Annotated in this window: 18 protein-coding genes; 14 read left to right on the top strand and 4 right to left on the bottom strand. The window is 63.1% G+C overall.

Going from position 1 to position 15729, the window contains the following annotated elements:
- Positions 1-3 precede the first annotated feature (3 nt).
- The 8 genes from secY to rplQ all read left to right on the top strand — a co-directional run bounded on the left by secY (position 4) and on the right by rplQ (position 5029).
- Positions 4-1335, top strand: a complete 1332-nt coding sequence (gene secY, locus J8I26_RS13415) for a preprotein translocase subunit SecY (protein WP_209607594.1) — start codon at positions 4-6, stop codon at positions 1333-1335.
- 31 nt (positions 1336-1366) lie between these two features.
- Positions 1367-1585 (top strand): translation initiation factor IF-1, encoded by a 219-nt coding sequence (gene infA / locus J8I26_RS13420; RefSeq protein WP_005663428.1) that lies wholly within the window; start codon positions 1367-1369, stop codon positions 1583-1585.
- Between the two features lie 30 nt (positions 1586-1615).
- A complete protein-coding gene (rpmJ, locus tag J8I26_RS13425) occupies positions 1616-1729 on the top strand; it encodes a 50S ribosomal protein L36 (RefSeq protein WP_209607595.1) in 114 nt (37 codons plus the stop codon).
- A gap of 27 nt (positions 1730-1756) precedes the next feature.
- A complete protein-coding gene (gene rpsM, locus J8I26_RS13430) occupies positions 1757-2122 on the top strand; it encodes a 30S ribosomal protein S13 (RefSeq protein ID WP_196872240.1) in 366 nt (121 codons plus the stop codon).
- A 42-nt stretch (positions 2123-2164) separates the two neighbouring features.
- Positions 2165-2569, top strand: a complete 405-nt coding sequence (gene rpsK, locus J8I26_RS13435) for a 30S ribosomal protein S11 (protein WP_050469922.1) — start codon at positions 2165-2167, stop codon at positions 2567-2569.
- Between the two features lie 174 nt (positions 2570-2743).
- Positions 2744-3367, top strand: coding sequence for a 30S ribosomal protein S4 (gene rpsD, locus J8I26_RS13440; RefSeq protein ID WP_209607596.1), 624 nt, complete (start codon positions 2744-2746; stop codon positions 3365-3367).
- A gap of 103 nt (positions 3368-3470) precedes the next feature.
- Positions 3471-4448, top strand: coding sequence for a DNA-directed RNA polymerase subunit alpha (rpoA, locus tag J8I26_RS13445; protein ID WP_079217263.1), 978 nt, complete (start codon positions 3471-3473; stop codon positions 4446-4448).
- Positions 4449-4633: 185 nt separating this feature from the next.
- Entirely contained in the window at positions 4634-5029 is a 396-nt protein-coding gene (gene rplQ, locus J8I26_RS13450; RefSeq protein ID WP_209607597.1) for a 50S ribosomal protein L17, read from the top strand.
- A gap of 80 nt (positions 5030-5109) precedes the next feature.
- Here the strand turns inward: rplQ and J8I26_RS13455 are convergent, their stop codons facing one another.
- Complete coding sequence (locus J8I26_RS13455; RefSeq protein ID WP_209607598.1) at positions 5110-5259, bottom strand: hypothetical protein; 150 nt, start codon at positions 5257-5259, stop codon at positions 5110-5112.
- On the opposite strand from J8I26_RS13455, the gene cutA reads away from it, so the two are divergent.
- The 3 genes from cutA to J8I26_RS13470 all read left to right on the top strand — a co-directional run bounded on the left by cutA (position 5258) and on the right by J8I26_RS13470 (position 8276).
- Positions 5258-5605, top strand: a complete 348-nt coding sequence (gene cutA / locus J8I26_RS13460; protein WP_209607599.1) for a divalent-cation tolerance protein CutA — start codon at positions 5258-5260, stop codon at positions 5603-5605. The genes J8I26_RS13455 and cutA overlap by 2 nt on opposite strands.
- A 23-nt stretch (positions 5606-5628) precedes the next feature.
- Positions 5629-7440: a protein-disulfide reductase DsbD gene (gene dsbD, locus J8I26_RS13465; protein WP_209607600.1), complete on the top strand. Its 1812-nt coding sequence runs from the start codon at positions 5629-5631 to the stop codon at positions 7438-7440.
- 197 nt (positions 7441-7637) lie between these two features.
- The gene (locus tag J8I26_RS13470) at positions 7638-8276 is read left to right on the top strand and encodes a peroxiredoxin (protein ID WP_209607601.1); all 639 of its coding nucleotides are present in this window, start codon (positions 7638-7640) and stop codon (positions 8274-8276) included.
- A 97-nt stretch (positions 8277-8373) separates the two neighbouring features.
- On the opposite strand, the gene J8I26_RS13475 is transcribed toward J8I26_RS13470, so the two are convergent.
- On the bottom strand, positions 8374-9330 hold the full coding sequence (locus J8I26_RS13475) for a LysR family transcriptional regulator (RefSeq protein ID WP_209607602.1): 957 nt from the start codon (positions 9328-9330) through the stop codon (positions 8374-8376).
- Between the two features lie 205 nt (positions 9331-9535).
- Here J8I26_RS13475 and J8I26_RS13480 point away from each other — a divergent pair, with 205 nt between their 5' ends.
- From J8I26_RS13480 to J8I26_RS13490, 3 genes are all read left to right on the top strand, one after another.
- Complete coding sequence (locus tag J8I26_RS13480) at positions 9536-10675, top strand: iron-containing alcohol dehydrogenase (RefSeq protein WP_209607603.1); 1140 nt, start codon at positions 9536-9538, stop codon at positions 10673-10675.
- Positions 10676-10811: 136 nt separating this feature from the next.
- A complete protein-coding gene (locus tag J8I26_RS13485) occupies positions 10812-12401 on the top strand; it encodes an aldehyde dehydrogenase (NADP(+)) (protein ID WP_209607604.1) in 1590 nt (529 codons plus the stop codon).
- A gap of 193 nt (positions 12402-12594) precedes the next feature.
- Entirely contained in the window at positions 12595-13803 is a 1209-nt protein-coding gene (locus J8I26_RS13490) for an ABC transporter substrate-binding protein (protein ID WP_209607650.1), read from the top strand.
- A 353-nt stretch (positions 13804-14156) separates the two neighbouring features.
- On the opposite strand, the gene J8I26_RS13495 is transcribed toward J8I26_RS13490, so the two are convergent.
- The gene (locus J8I26_RS13495; protein WP_209607605.1) at positions 14157-14618 is read right to left on the bottom strand and encodes a carboxymuconolactone decarboxylase family protein; all 462 of its coding nucleotides are present in this window, start codon (positions 14616-14618) and stop codon (positions 14157-14159) included.
- A gap of 114 nt (positions 14619-14732) precedes the next feature.
- Positions 14733-15719 carry an RNA polymerase sigma factor SigJ gene (gene sigJ, locus J8I26_RS13500; RefSeq protein ID WP_209607606.1) on the bottom strand — a complete coding sequence of 329 codons (987 nt, stop codon included), beginning with the start codon at positions 15717-15719 and terminating at the stop codon, positions 14733-14735.
- Between the last annotated feature and the right edge of the window lie 10 nt (positions 15720-15729).

Consider the following 15729-nt stretch of genomic DNA (forward strand, 5'->3'; position numbering starts at 1 on the left):
TAATTGGCAACTACTCCTCAATTAGCGAAAGGCGCCGCAAAAGGCTTCCCATGGGGTCGTTTGTGGTTCCTGCTGGGGGCGTTGATCGTTTATCGCATCGGTGCACATATCCCGGTTCCGGGTATTGATCCGACGCAGTTGGCGCAGCTGTTCAAGCAGAATCAGGGCGGCATCCTGGGCATGTTCAACATGTTCTCCGGTGGTGCTCTGTCGCGCTTTACGATCTTCGCACTGGGGATCATGCCGTATATCTCGGCATCGATCATCATGCAGCTGCTGTCGGTGGTTTCGCCGCAGCTGGAGGCGTTGAAGAAAGAGGGTGAAGCAGGTCGTCGCAAGATTACCCAGTACACCCGCTACGGCACCCTGGTGCTGGCGACCTTCCAGGCGCTTGGCATCGCGGTGGCGCTGGAGTCGCAAGCAGGTTTGGTTCTGGATCCGGGTCTGGCCTTCCGTCTGACGACGGTGGTGACGCTGATCACCGGCACGATGTTCCTGATGTGGCTGGGTGAGCAGATTACCGAACGTGGTTTGGGCAACGGCATCTCGATCATCATCTTCGCCGGTATTGCTGCAGGTCTGCCGAACGCACTGGGCGGTTTGTTTGAATTGGTTCGCACCGGTTCGATGAGCGCGCTGTCGGCGATCCTGATTTGCGTGATCGTGGCGCTGGTGACCTTCCTGGTGGTGTTCATTGAACGCGGCCAGCGCAAGATCCTGGTGAACTACGCCAAGCGTCAGGTCGGTAACAAGATCTACGGTGGCCAAAGCAGCCACTTGCCGCTGAAGCTGAACATGGCAGGCGTGATTCCGCCGATCTTCGCATCGTCGATCATCCTGTTCCCGGCAACGATCACCAGCTGGTTTACGTCGGGTGACACGTCGAATCCCTTCATTCGTTTCCTGAAGGATCTGGCGGCTTCGATGGCGCCGGGCGAACCGATCCATGCTCTGCTGTACGCGGTTGCAATTGTGTTCTTCTGTTTCTTCTATACCGCGCTGGTGTTCAACAGCAAGGAAACGGCAGACAACCTGAAGAAGAGTGGTGCATTTGTTCCGGGTATCCGTCCGGGTGACCAGACGGCGCGTTATATCGACAAGATCCTGATGCGTCTGACTCTGGCCGGCGCCGTGTACATCACGCTGGTGTGCTTGCTGCCCGAGTTCTTGATCGCACGTTGGAAAGTGCCGTTCTATTTTGGTGGCACCTCCCTGCTGATCATTGTGGTCGTGACGATGGATTTCATGGCCCAGGTACAAAATTATGTAATGTCGCAGCAGTACGAATCGTTGCTCCGCAAGGCTAATTTCAAGGGTGGCATGACACCGCGATAAGCGGATCGGCACCCAAGGATAAGAATACGGCATGGCAAAAGACGACGTTATTCAGATGCAGGGTGAGATTCTTGAAAATCTCCCCAATGCGACATTCAGGGTTAAGTTGGAAAACGGTCACGTTGTACTCGGCCATATTTCCGGGAAGATGCGCATGAACTACATCCGCATCCTGCCAGGCGATAAGGTAACGGTGGAACTGACGCCTTACGATTTGAGCCGGGCACGTATCGTGTTCCGAACCAAGTAACAGTGAAACATTGAAAGAAAGAGGGCCACAATGAAAGTGCTCGCATCAGTCAAGCGGATCTGCCGCAACTGCAAAATCATCAAGCGCCATGGCGTCGTTCGCGTGATCTGCACCGAACCCCGCCACAAGCAGCGCCAGGGTTAATTAACGTTATTGATCGAGGAATAACGAATGGCACGTATTGCAGGGGTCAACATCCCCAACCATCAGCACACCGTGATCGGCCTGACCGCCATCTATGGTATTGGCCGTCCGCGCGCGGAAGACATCTGCGCAGCAACCGGCGTTCCGACCAACAAGAAGGTCAAGGACCTGGACGATAACGAGCTGGAAAAGCTGCGTGACGAAATCGCCAAGTTCGTGGTCGAAGGCGACCTGCGCCGTGAGCTGTCCATGAACATCAAGCGTTTGATGGACCTGGGTTGCTACCGTGGCCTGCGTCACCGTCGTGGTCTGCCGGTCCGTGGTCAACGCACCCGCACCAACGCCCGTACTCGCAAGGGTCCGCGCAAGGCCGCTCAATCGCTGAAGAAATAATCCCGGCAGCGCTAGTCACTGGTCGGATTCAAGGAAGAAATTATGGCAAAGTCCCCCAACAACGCAGCAGCATCGCGTGTTCGTAAGAAAGTTAAGAAGAACGTTGCTGAAGGCATCGCGCACGTTCACGCTTCGTTCAACAACACCATCATCACGATCACCGACCGTCAGGGCAACGCTCTGTCGTGGGCGACTTCGGGTGGTGCTGGCTTCAAGGGTTCGCGCAAGTCGACTCCGTTCGCAGCCCAGGTCGCAGCTGAGACTGCCGGCAAGGTCGCGATCGAATGCGGCATCAAGAACCTGGAAGTGCGTATCAAGGGCCCAGGCCCGGGCCGTGAATCCGCAGTGCGCGCTCTGAACAACCTGGGCATCAAGATCACCCAGATCCAGGACGTGACTCCGGTCCCGCACAACGGCTGCCGTCCGCCGAAGCGCCGTCGCATCTAATTTGTAGTATAATCTTGCGCTTCGCGTGATTTGCCCTGAAAAGGGTCGCGCAAGGCGCCGGAAACTACCCGCCAATGACCTTGGCGGGTTTTGTTCTTAAGACCACTGTCTGGCTGCATGCAAGCCAGACTAGCGTCCGGCAGTACGGGACGTCATTTAATCAAAGGAAATACTGTGGCACGTTATATCGGACCGAAAGCAAAACTCTCCCGCCGCGAAGGCACCGACCTGTTCCTGAAGAGCGCACGCCGCTCGCTGGATTCCAAGTGCAAGCTGGATTCCAAGCCGGGTCAACACGGCCGCACTTCGGGCGCCCGCACCTCCGACTACGGCAACCAGCTGCGTGAAAAGCAGAAGGTCAAGCGCATGTACGGCGTCCTCGAGCGTCAGTTCCGCCGCTACTTCGCCGAAGCCGACCGCCGCAAGGGCAACACCGGCGAAAACCTGCTGAAGCTGCTGGAATCGCGCCTGGACAACGTCGTCTACCGCATGGGCTTCGGCTCGACCCGCGCTGAAGCGCGTCAGCTGGTGTCCCACAAGGCCCTGACCGTGAACGGTCAAGTCGTGAACATCGCTTCCTACCTGGTCAAGGCCGGTGACGTCGTCGCCGTGCGCGAAAAGGCCAAGAAGCAAGTGCGTATCGCCGAAGCCCTGTCGCTGGCCGAGTCGACCGGTTTCCCGGCATGGGTTGCCGTTGACGCGAAGAAGCTGGAAGGCACCTTCAAGTCCTTCCCGGACCGCACCGAGATCGCCAACGACGTCAACGAATCGCTGATCGTCGAACTGTATTCGCGTTAATCCGCAGTACTGCATCACCCGTGCCCACCACCCGGTGGGCATTTTTCCGAAAGCCATCAGCCTTATCGGTGTAACGAGCCGAGGGTATTGAAAAGGACATTTCATGCAAAACAGTTTGTTGAAGCCCCGCATCATCGAAGTGGAAGCACTGGCTCCCGGTCACGCCAAGGTCGTGATGGAGCCGTTCGAGCGCGGTTACGGTCACACCCTGGGCAACGCGCTGCGTCGCGTCCTGCTGTCGACCATGACCGGTTACGCTCCGACTGAAGTCACCATCGCCGGCGTCGTGCACGAGTACTCGTCGCTGGACGGCGTGCAAGAAGACGTGGTCGATATCCTGCTGAACCTGAAGGGCGTGGTTTTCAAGCTGCACAACCGTGACGAAGTCACCCTGACCCTGAAGAAGGAAGGCGAAGGCGTCGTCCTGGCTTCCGACATCGATCTGCCGCACGACGTGGAACTGATCAACCCTGACCACGTGATCGCCAACCTGACCGGTGGCGGCAAGCTGGACATGCAGATCAAGGTCGAAAAGGGCCGTGGCTACGTGCCGGGTAACGTCCGTCGTCTGTCGGAAGACACCAACAAGACCATCGGCCGCATCATCCTGGACGCATCGTTCTCGCCCGTGCGCCGCGTTTCCTACGCCGTCGAATCGGCGCGTGTGGAACAGCGTACCGACCTGGACAAGCTGGTCATGAACATCGAGACCAACGGCGTCATCACCCCGGAAGAAGCGATCCGCCAATCGGCCCGCGTGCTGGTTGACCAGTTGAACGTGTTCGCCGCCCTGGAAGGCACCGAAGCGACCGCGGAAGCGCCGTCGCGCGCACCGCAGGTCGATCCGATCCTGCTGCGTCCGGTGGACGACCTGGAGCTGACCGTGCGTTCGGCAAACTGCCTGAAGGCCGAGAACATCTACTACATCGGCGACCTGATCCAGCGCAGCGAAAACGAACTGCTGAAGACCCCGAACCTGGGTCGCAAGTCGCTGAACGAAATCAAGGAAGTCCTGGCTTCGCGTGGCCTGACCCTGGGCATGAAGCTGGAAAACTGGCCGCCTGCCGGCCTGGAGAAGTAATTTTGACGGCATGGCCGGCGCGGATGAAGATCCGCCCGGCCGTACCGGCAAGAATGCAGCATCACGTAGTACCTGAGTTGTAACGTCGTTTTTTAATCGTCATATACCGGTCCGCGGACAGGCAAGGCTGCAAGCCCGTCCGATCGAAGAACTGGATCAAAACTGTTATCTGAAAGGAAATCACCATGCGTCACCGTCACGGTCTCCGCAAACTGAATCGTACTTCGTCCCACCGTCTGGCCATGTTGCGCAACATGACCGTTTCGCTGCTGAAGCACGAAGCCATCAAGACCACCCTGCCGAAGGCCAAGGAACTGCGCCGCGTTGTCGAGCCGATCCTGACCCTGGGCAAGACCGACACCCTGGCCAACAAGCGTCTGGCCTTCAGCCGCCTGCGCGATCGCGAAATCGTGCTGAAGCTGTTCGCCGAACTGGGCCCGCGCTACGCTGCCCGTAACGGCGGCTACCTGCGCATCCTGAAGATGGGTTTCCGTCAAGGCGACAACGCTCCGATGGCATTCGTCGAGCTGGTCGATCGTCCGGAAGTCACCGACGAAGCAGCAGTCCCGACCGCCGAGTAATTTCGGTTGTCACACAAAAAAAGCCAGGCTTTGCCTGGCTTTTTTGTTTTTAGCGCTCAGTAGCGCGATGCAGGATCCTTTCACGCATTGTCCTTGCGTTGCATGGCGGCGCGGCCGGTGCGGATGTGGTTGAATACGGCATGGGTTGCGCCGGCGGCGTGACAATTGACGGATACGGCGCAACGCATGCCCGCCATCTGCGCCGGCGCATGGACAAGGAGGGCAGACATGACATCATCGCTGTTGAACCAGCCGTTGCTGGTGCTGACTAATGTACCGGAGCAGGCGCTGGCGACATCGCTGGCGCGCACGTTGGTCGAGCGGGGGCTGGCCGCGTGCGTGAATATCCAGGCGCCGGTGGCGTCGGTCTATCGCTGGCAGGGCGCCATCGAGCATGCCACCGAGATTCCCTTGTTGATCAAAACCACGCAGGCGCGCTACCAGGAGCTGGAACAGGCGATCCTGGAGGCGCACCCTTACGACGTGCCGGAAATCGTCGCCCTGCCGTTGTCGGCCGGCTTGCCGGCCTATCTGGCATGGATGCAGGACGAGACGGGCAAGCCCCTGCGCGTCTGATGTGAAGGAACGCTTTGAACCGCATGAACAAGACATCCCATCGCTCACCCAACCGTATCGACGCCGGCCTATGCCGCCTGCTGTTGCTGGTCATGTTGTTGCTGCCGTTGGCCGCCGTGCTGGCGCCCCCGGCGCACGCTGCCGATGACTACTTGGCGCCGGAGCAAGCCTTCCAGCTCAGCGCCCGCATGCTCGACGCCGGTACGCTGGAGCTGAGCTACAAGATCGCCGACGGCTATTACATGTACCGCGATCGCTTCCATTTCAGCGCCGAAGGCGCGACGCTGGGCGAGCCGCAATTCCCGCATGGCGTCACCAAGTACGATGAGAATTTCCAGAAGGAGGTCGAGACCTATCACCAGGCGGTGGCCGTGCGCGTGCCGGTGTCCGGCGCCGCCGGCAACTTCACCGTGCATGCGGTTTCGCAGGGGTGCGCCGACAAGGGCCTGTGCTATCCGCCGATGACCCTGACGCTGTCCATGTCGTCGCAGGCCGCCGGCATCGTGGTCAAGGGTGTGAGCGGCGACGCGGCTGCGCAGGGGGCGGCAGGCGGCAGCGACCTTGACGGCATCGCCGCCGTGCTCAAGAGCGGCCGCTTGTGGAGCATCCTGTCGCTGTTCTTCATTCTCGGCGTCGGCCTGTCGTTCACGCCCTGCGTGCTGCCGATGGTGCCCATCCTCTCCTCCATCATCGTCGGCCAGCAGGGCGGCGCCAATGCCTCTGGAGCGCGCGCGCGCAGCTTCCTGCTGTCGGTGGATTACGCGATCGGCATGGCGCTGGTCTACACCGCGCTGGGCGTGGCCGCCGGCATGCTGGGCGAAGGCCTGTCGGCCTATCTGCAGAACCCCTGGATCCTCGGCGCCTTCGCCTTGCTGATGGCGGGCCTCGCCCTGTCGATGTTCGACGTCTACACCTTGCAGGTGCCGGCGTCGCTGCAATCGAAATTGTCGGACGCCTCCGGCGGCGGCAGCGGCAAATGGGTGGGCGTGTTCCTGATGGGGGCGATCTCCGCGCTGATCGTCGGCCCCTGCGTGGCCGCACCGCTGGCCGGTGCGCTGCTCTACATCAGCCAGACCGGCAACGTGGTGCTGGGCGGCAGCGCCCTGTTTGCCATGGCCGCAGGCATGAGCGTGCCACTGCTGCTGATCGGCGCTTCCGCCGGGGCGCTGCTGCCGCGCGCCGGCGCCTGGATGGATGCGGTCAAGCGCTTCTTCGGCGTGCTGATGCTGGGAACGGCGCTGTGGATGGTGTCGCCGGTGATTCCTGCCTGGTTGCAGGTGTTGGGCTGGGCGGTGCTGGGCATCGGCTACGGCGCCTTCCTGCTGTGGTCGCGTCCGCCGGGCTGGGTGGCGCGCGGCTTCGGCCTGGCGTTCGCCGCGCTCGGCCTGCTGCAGCTGGTGAATGTGGCCACCGGCGGGCGCGATCCGCTGGCGCCGCTGTCGCAGCTGCATGGCGCCGGCCAAGCGGCCACGCACACCGATTTCGTCAGGGTGCGCTCGTCGGCCGAGCTCGACGCCGCGCTGGCGCAGAATGCCGCCGGCGAGCGTCGCCCGGTGATGCTGGATTTCTATGCCGACTGGTGCGTCTCCTGCAAGGAGATGGAGCGTTTCACCTTCAGCGACGCACGGGTGCAGGAGCGCTTCGGCCGGATGCTGCTGCTGCAGATCGACGTCACCGCCAACAACGCCGACGACCGCGCGATGCTCAAGCGCTTCAATCTGTTCGGCCCGCCGGGCATCATGTTCTTCAATGGCGACGGCAAGGAGCTGGCCGAGCGCCGCGTGATCGGTTATCAGGATGCCGAGCGCTTCATGGCTACCTTGCAAAGCCTGTAACCCGTTCACTTCTGCTTTTTCCCTGTACCGGCCGCCTTCACGAGCGGCCGGACGCGTTTCCGAACGTGTTTCTTCGTCGGCAAGCTCGTCATTGCTCGGCGTTATTTGGATAAGACTTAATAGTTGTTGGAGTAAAACCTCCCCCACGTTATAGTCAGCGTTCTCTTTTCCCCTCATTCCCCAACAAGGAGACTGTCATGACCCTGCGCCTGGGCGATACCGCACCCGATTTCGAACAAGACTCTTCCATCGGCAAGATCAAATTCCATGACTGGGCAGGCGACTCCTGGGTCGTGCTGTTCTCCCACCCGGCCGACTTCACGCCGGTCTGCACCACCGAGCTGGGCCTGACCGCCAAGCTCAAGCCCGAGTTCGACAAGCGCAACGTCAAGGCCATCGCGTTGTCGGTGGACGGCGCCGAGGCCCACAACCAGTGGATCAAGGACATCGAGGAAACCCAGCAGACCGTGGTGGGCTTCCCCATCGTGGCCGACGTCGACAAGAAGGTCGCGGGCCTGTACGACATGATCCACCCGAACCAGTCCGAGACCGCCACCGTGCGCTCGCTGTTCGTGATCGACCCGAAGAAGAAGGTGCGCCTGATCATCACCTACCCGATGAGCACCGGCCGCAACTTTGACGAAGTGCTGCGCGTGATCGACGCCCTGCAGCTGACCGACGGCTACACCGTGGCCACCCCGGGCAACTGGAAGGACGGCGACGACGTGATCATCCCGCTGTCGGTCAAGGATGAGGAAGTGATCAAGCAGAAGTACCCGAAGGGCTACAGGTCCCCGCGTCCTTACCTGCGCATCACCCCGCAGCCGAACAAGTAAGACGCTGCCGGCTTGGCAGGAAAAAAAGCGCTCCCGCGGGAGCGCTTTTTTCATGGGTGCGTCATCATGATGGACGCGCAATTGTGCAGGAGACGGTTCAGCGCGCCGTCATCGCCTCCGGCGCCATCGCCTGCGCGAAATCTTCGATGAACAGCCGCGCCACCGGCGAAAGTTGCGTGCCGTGGCGCGTCACCAGCTGATAGGGCTCGCTGCGGGTGTGCAGCTGCAGCGGCAGGATGCAGGTCATGCCGAAGCGCGTGCAGAACTGCGCCACATCGACCGACAGCAGCGCCACGAAATGCGGATTCTTCTGCAGCAGCGAGAGCGTGGTGAAGGCCGAGGTGGTTTCCATCAGGTGCAGCGGGAAGCGCAGGTCGGCGTCGTGGAATTCGCGCTCCAGCGAGACCCGCATCGGCATGTTGGCCGAGTAGACCACCCAGCGCGAATCAGCCAGGTCGGACAGCTGCAGCTCCTGCGCATGCGCCAGCGGATGGTTGACGCTGGCCACCACCGCCAGCTGCTCGTCATGGATGTTGAAGGCGTCGTAGAGATGCGGGCGCTGGCTGATGCTGGTGCGGCAGATCGCCATGTCCAGCCGACCCTGATCCAACAGGCGCAACAGCCGCGCGCTGGTGTCTTCGACGATTTCCACCGACAGCGACGGGCGTTTCTCCAGCAGGCGCGTCAGTGCATCGGTCAGCAGCGGCACCGCACCCATGATGGTGCCCACCGCCAATCGCCCGCCGTTGCCTTGCATGATCGACAGCATTTCCTCGCGCAGGTGGGTGAGGTCGGTCTGGATCAGTCGCGCATAGCGGATCACGCAATGGCCGAGGTCGGTCGGCTCCAGGCCGCGGTTGGTGCGGGTGAACAGCTGCGCGCCCAGGGTACTCTCGATTTCCTGCAAGGCCTTGCTGGCGCCGGGCTGGGTCAGGGCCACCTGCTCCGCCGCCTTGAGCAGCGAACCGTGATCGGACAGGGCGATCAACAGGCGCAGTTGCCTCAGGTGCAACCTGGAGGTGATCGAGACGAGCGAGGGCAGGGTGGCTTGCATGGCGGCTCCCGGGCGGAAAAGCCTCAAGTATGACGGTTGGTTATACCCATATCAACAGCTCTCATTAGGCAAGGCGTGCGCATTGGCTTAGAGTCTGGCTTTCCAAACCACGGCTGCATGCGGAAAACCGGTTCTCCGGACGATTCCCGCCAGGCAGGACGCCCGGGCCGCCGTGGGGCTGACATCTATAAATCAAGGCTATGTGATGGCACTCATCAATTACATTACCCAGGTCCAGTTCGACTACGGCGCGCTGTCGCTGCTGCAGCAGGAGTGCGAGCGCTTCGGCATCAAGAAGCCGCTGGTCGTGACCGACATGGGCATCCGCAACGCCGGCATCCTCGACAAGGTGCTGGGCCAATTGAAGGACGGCGCATCCGTCGCCGTGTACGACCAGACTCCCCCCAACCCGAACGAGAACGCCGTGCGCGGCGCCGTGGCGATGTTTCGCGAAGCCGGCTGTGACGGCATCGTGGCCGTCGGCGGCGGGTCCTCGATCGACTTGGCCAAGGGCGTGGCGGTGTGCGGCACGCACGAAGGTCCGCTGAAATCCTTCGCGCTGATCGAAGGCGGCCTGTCCAACATCACCGCCAAGACCGCGCCGGTGATCGCCATCCCGACCACCGCCGGCACCGGCAGCGAAGTCGGCCGCGGCGCCATCCTGATCCTCGACGACGGCCGCAAGGTCGGCGTGCTGTCCCCGTTCATCGTGCCCAAGGTCGCCATCTGCGATCCGGAACTGACGCTGGGCCTGCCGCCGCTGATGACCGCGGCCACCGGTATGGATGCCATTGCCCATTGCCTGGAAACCTTCATGGCGCCGGCCTTCAACCCGCCGGCCGACGGTATCGCGCTGGACGGCCTGTGGCGCGCCTGGGCGCACATCGAGCGCGCCACCAAGGAGCCGGGCGATCGCGAAGCGCGCCTGAACATGATGAGCGCGTCGATGCAAGGCGCGATGGCGTTCCAGAAGGGCCTGGGTTGCGTGCACAGCCTGTCGCACTCGCTGGGCGGCATCAATCCCAAGCTGCACCACGGCACCCTGAACGCCATCTTCCTGCCGGCCATCATCGCCTTCAACGAAAGCGCCGAGACCATGGTCAAGGACAACAAGATGGCGCGCATGGCGCATGCCATGGGCCTGCAGAGCGGCGCCGAGATCGGCCTCGCGATCAAGGCCATGAGCAAGCGTCTGGGCCTGCCCGCAGGCTTGGGCGAGCTGGGCGTGACGGTCGACATGTTCCCCAGGATCATCAAGGGCGCATTGGCCGACCACAGCCACAAGACCAATCCGCGCGTGGCTTCGGAAGCCGACTACGAACGCATGCTGCAGCAGTCCATGTGATGACGCAAAATGACGGCGTGCGCGCAGCGATGCGCGCAAGCGCCTGACCCAACCACCGGCCGTTCCCGTTTCGCGGGCGCGGCCATTCGCGCATGATCCGCAAGGACGGCGCCAACGAACACAGCAGGAGAACACCGTGAGCTTCAAGATTCTGGGACACAACTACATCGGCGGCCAACGCAGCGGCGAAGGCAGCGAGCAACTGCACAGCGTGGACGCCGCCACCGGCGCCTTGTTCGAGACACCCTTCCTGACCGCGACCGAAAAGGAAGTGGCCGCCGCCGTGCACGCGGCCGAGAAGGCTTACCCGGCCTACCGCGCCACCACCTCGGAGCAGCGCGCCGCCTTCCTGGAAGCGATCGCCGATGAGATCGACGCGCTGGGCGACGACTTTATCGCGCAAGTGGTGCGCGAAACCGCACTGCCGGCCGCACCGCGCCTGACCGGCGAACGCGGCCGCACCAGCGGCCAGATGCGCCTGTTCGCCAAGGTGCTGCGCCGCGGCGATTTCTACGGCGCGCGCATCGACACCGCGCTGCCCGAGCGCAAGCCGCTGCCGCGTCCGGATGTGCGCCAGTACAAGATCGGCGTAGGCCCGGTGGCCGTGTTCGGCGCCAGCAACTTCCCGCTGGCTTTCTCGGTGGCCGGCGGCGATACCGCGGCCGCGCTGGCCGCAGGCTGCCCGGTGGTGTTCAAGGCCCACACCGGCCACATGGTGACCTCCGAGCTGGTGGCTGACGCCATCGAGCGCGCGGTGAAGAAGACCGGCATGCCGGCCGGCACCTTCAACATGATCTACGGCGACCGCGTCGGCGCCCAGCTGGTCAAGAGCGCCGGCATCCAGGCGGTCGGCTTCACCGGTTCGCTGCGCGGCGGTCGCGCGCTGTGCGACATGGCTGCGGCGCGTCCGCAGCCGATCCCGGTGTTCGCCGAAATGTCGAGCATCAACCCCATCATCCTGATGCCCGAGGCGCTGAAGGTGCGCGGCGAATCCATCGCCAAGGACCTGGCCGGCTCGGTCACCGTCGGCGTGGGCCAGCTGTGCACCAGCCCGGGCCTGCTGATGGGCGTGAAGTCGCCCGAGCTGTCGGCCTTCATCGAGCAACTGTCGGCGGCCTTCGGCGGCGCCAACCCGGCCACCATGTTGAACAGCGGCGGCCTGTCGCACTACAACAGCGGGGTGGCGCGCCTGACCCAGCTGCCCGGCGTGAAGGTGATCTCCACCGGCGGCAGCAGCTACACCCAGGCGGTGCCGCACCTGTTCCAGGCGGATGCTTCGCTGCTGTTCTCCAAGGAAGCGCCGCTGGAAGAAGAAGTGTTCGGCCCCTCGACCGTGATCGTCGAACTGGAAAGCCGCGAACAGCTGCTGGACTTCGCCGCCAACATGCACGGCCAGCTGACCGCCACGCTGCAAGCCGAGATCGGCGACCTGCAGGGTAATGAAGACCTGATCGCGATCCTGGAACAGAAGGCCGGCCGCCTGCTGCTCAACGGTTATCCGACCGGCGTTGAAGTGTGCGACGCGATGGTCCACGGCGGTCCGTACCCGGCCACCTCCGACGCGCGCGGCACCTCGGTGGGCACGCTGGCCATCGAGCGCTTCCTGCGCCCGGTGTGCTACCAGAACTACCCGGACAGCATGCTGCCGGCGCCGCTGAAGAACGCCAACCCGCTGGGCCTGCTGCGCCTGGTGGATGGCGAACAGACGCGCGCCACCGTGGGCTGATCGTCCTTTCTCAACAAGGTGTGCGCCGCGCGTGAATGCGCGGCGCATGCCGGCAACATTGCAGTTTCCTGCAGCACCAGCACTTGCACCAGCTTCGCCGCACTCGATTGCGGCGTCGAACAAGAACACCACAAGAAATCGAAACGGGTTCGCGGCGCACCGCCGCGGCTTACATCATCAGGAGGAGACCTTGTTGAAGAACATCATCAAACGCGCGGCATTGTCGGCCGCCGTCTGCGCCGCGTTCGGCGCATCCCTGCCGGCCCAAGCCGCCGGCGACACCATCAAGATCGGCTTCATCACCGACCTGTCGGGCACCTACGCCGACATGGACGGCCAGGGCGGCATCGAAGCCATCAAGATGGCCATTGCCGATGCCGGCGGCAGCATCAACGGCAAGAAGATCGAGTTCGTCTTCGCCGATCACCAGAACAAGGCCGACATCGCCGCCAACAAGGCGCGTGAATGGTTCGACCGCGACGGCGTGGACATGCTGGTCGGTGGCGTGAACTCCGCCGCCAGCCTGGCCATGGGCAAGGTCGCGGGCGAGAAGAAGAAGGTCTTCATCTCGGTCGGCGCCGGCACCACGCGCCAGACCAACGAGGAATGCAACGCCTACACCATCCAGTACGCCTACGACACCACCGCGCTGGCGCGCGGCACGGGTGCGGCCATCACCAAGCAGGGCGGCAAGTCGTGGTTCTTCGTCACCGCCGACTACGCCTTTGGCACCTCGCTGGAGAAGGACACCAGCGACGTCGTCAAGGCCGGCGGCGGCACCGTGGTGGGCCAGGTGCGTGCGCCGCTGGCGACCTCGGACTTTTCGTCCTTCCTGCTGCAGGCGCAGTCCTCCAAGGCGCAGATCCTGGGCCTGGCGGTGGCGGGCGGCGACATCATCAATGCCATCAAGGCGGCCAACGAGTTCGGCGTGAACAAGACCATGAAGCTGGCCGGCCTGCTGATCTTCATCACCGACACCCACGCGCTGGGCCTGCAGGTCACGCAAGGCATGTACCTCACCGACGGCTGGTACTGGGACATGAACGACCAGGCGCGTGCATGGGGCAATCGCTACTTCGGCAAGATGAAGAAGATGCCGACCATGTTCCAGGCCGGCGATGCCTCCGCCGTGGGCCAGTACCTGAAGGCGGTCAAGGCGGTGGGCGGCACCGACGCCGACAAGGTGATGGACTACCTGCGCAAGAACAAGATCAACGACTTCTTCACCAGCAACGGCGTGGTCCGCCCGGACGGCCGCATGGTGCACGACATGTACCTGATGGAAGTGAAGAAGCCGTCGGAATCCAAGCGCCCGTGGGACTACTACAAGCTGGTACAGACCATCCCCGGGGAGCAGGCCTACATGACCAAGGCCGAGTCGAAGTGCGCCCTGTGGAAGTGATCACGGCCGGCGCAAGCTGACATAACAAGCCGGGCGGCTGATGCATCGCCGCCCGCACGATTTTGAGCACCAAGTCTGATGTGGATCGGACCATGTTCAGCGCATCCCGGGAAACCGGGGTGCGTTTTTTTTCGTCCGTCGGGGCTCTGCACGTCGATCAGATCAAGCGAGTGTGCTCAGATGTGTTTCGTGAAGTGCGGCACAGGCTTAACGACGCTGGGTCCTGACCTTCGTCAGGGCGACAACTCTGTGGCGACTCGAACCGGCAGCGGTTCAAGTCCCCTCTTCAGTGTCGTCCCGGCGCAGGCCGGGACCCAGTGTCGTTCGTCGCGTTCGTGTGACGTTGACGACGCTCAGCTACGACGCATCACCTGCGGACGCATCGATACACCCAGACGATTCCACGCATTGATGATCGCCACCGCGAAGGTGATGTTGGCGATCTCGGATTCGCTGAAGTGCTGCTGCATCAGCGCGAAGGCGGCGTCTTCTTGCTCGCCGTCCTGGTTCTTCAGGTCGGTGAAACGCTCAGCCCAGTTCAGCGCGGCGCGTTCCTGTTCGGTGAAGAAGGCGATCTCGCGCCAGGCGGCCAGGGTGTTCAGGCGCTGTTGGTCTTCGCCGGACTTGAGCAGGTCGTGCGAATGCATGTCGGCGCAGAAGGCGCAGCCGTTGATCTGCGACACGCGCAGGAAGATCAGTTCCAGCAACTTGGGATCGACGCCGCTGGTGTGCACGGCCTCGCTGGCCTTGAGCAGGGCGTTGAAGGCGGGCGCGGCGAGCTTGGTGTGTTGCAGGCGTTGCTTGAAGTCCGACATGGCTTTCTCCTTTGGGTTGGGATGGGACATCGGCATGAATTGCCGCTGTACCTCCACAAGACGGAGCAGCCGGTCGGCTTGTGACAGCTTTTGCGAAAAAAGTGAAAAAAGATCTCAGGCGGCCAGGGTCTGGCGCGCGATCGCGGCCAGCTTGTCGGGATTGCGCACTACGTAGATCTCGGCGATGAGGCCGTTCTCGGTCTCCAGCACCTGGGCTGATTCCAGCTTGCCATCCACATAACGCAGCAGGCCGGGGCTGCCGTTGATCCAGGCGGCGCGATAGGCAATGCGTTGGCCGAAGCGGCGCATGTTGGCGTAGTACAGCCAGGAGATGCGCTGTCCCGAGAACAGCGGGTGGGGGAAGGACGACACCTTGCCGCCGCCGTCGCCGATCAGGCGGGCGTCTTCCGCCAGCAGGCTCAGCATGGCCTCGCGCTCGCCGCTTTGCACCGCCTGCATGAACTTTTGCAGCAGGGTGTGGTGCGCTTCGCGGGAGACGGCATTGGGCGAGCTGGAGGCCGCGCGCAGCGCCTTGCGCGGCGTTGCGCTGCGCGGGCCGGCATCCTCCTGCCGGGCCAGCCGTTCGCGCGCGCGATGCACCAGCTGGCGGCAGCCGGCTTCGCTCTTTTGCAGGATGGCGGCGATGTCGGGATAGTCGTTGTCGAACACTTCGCGCAGCAGGAAGGCGGCGCGCTCCTCGGGTTTGAGGCGCTCGAGCAGCAGCAGATAGGCGAAGGAGACGTCGCTGTGCTGTTCCAGCAGCGACTCGGGCGAGGGCGCCAGCATGGCGTGGCCGAACAGGTCGATATCGGGGCCGGCCTCGGCCAGGTCCACCAGCGGCTCCGGCAGCCAGTGGCCGACGTAGGACAGGCGTTCCTGCTGCGCCTGGCGCAGGCGGTCGATGCACAGCCGGGTGACCACGGTGACCAGCCAGGCCTCGGGCGAATCCAGCGCCGCGGCGTCCTGGTTGTGCCAGCGCAGCCAGGCATCCTGCAGCACGTCGTCGGCGTCGCTGCGCGAGCCCAGCATGCGATAGGCGACGCCGAACAGGCGCGGCCGGTGCCGGCTGAAGATATCGATACCGCCGGCGTCGGCGCTCATGGCGGGCGGC

This window comes from Herbaspirillum sp. LeCh32-8 (assembly GCF_017814915.1).
Lineage (GTDB): Bacteria > Pseudomonadota > Gammaproteobacteria > Burkholderiales > Burkholderiaceae_D > Herbaspirillum.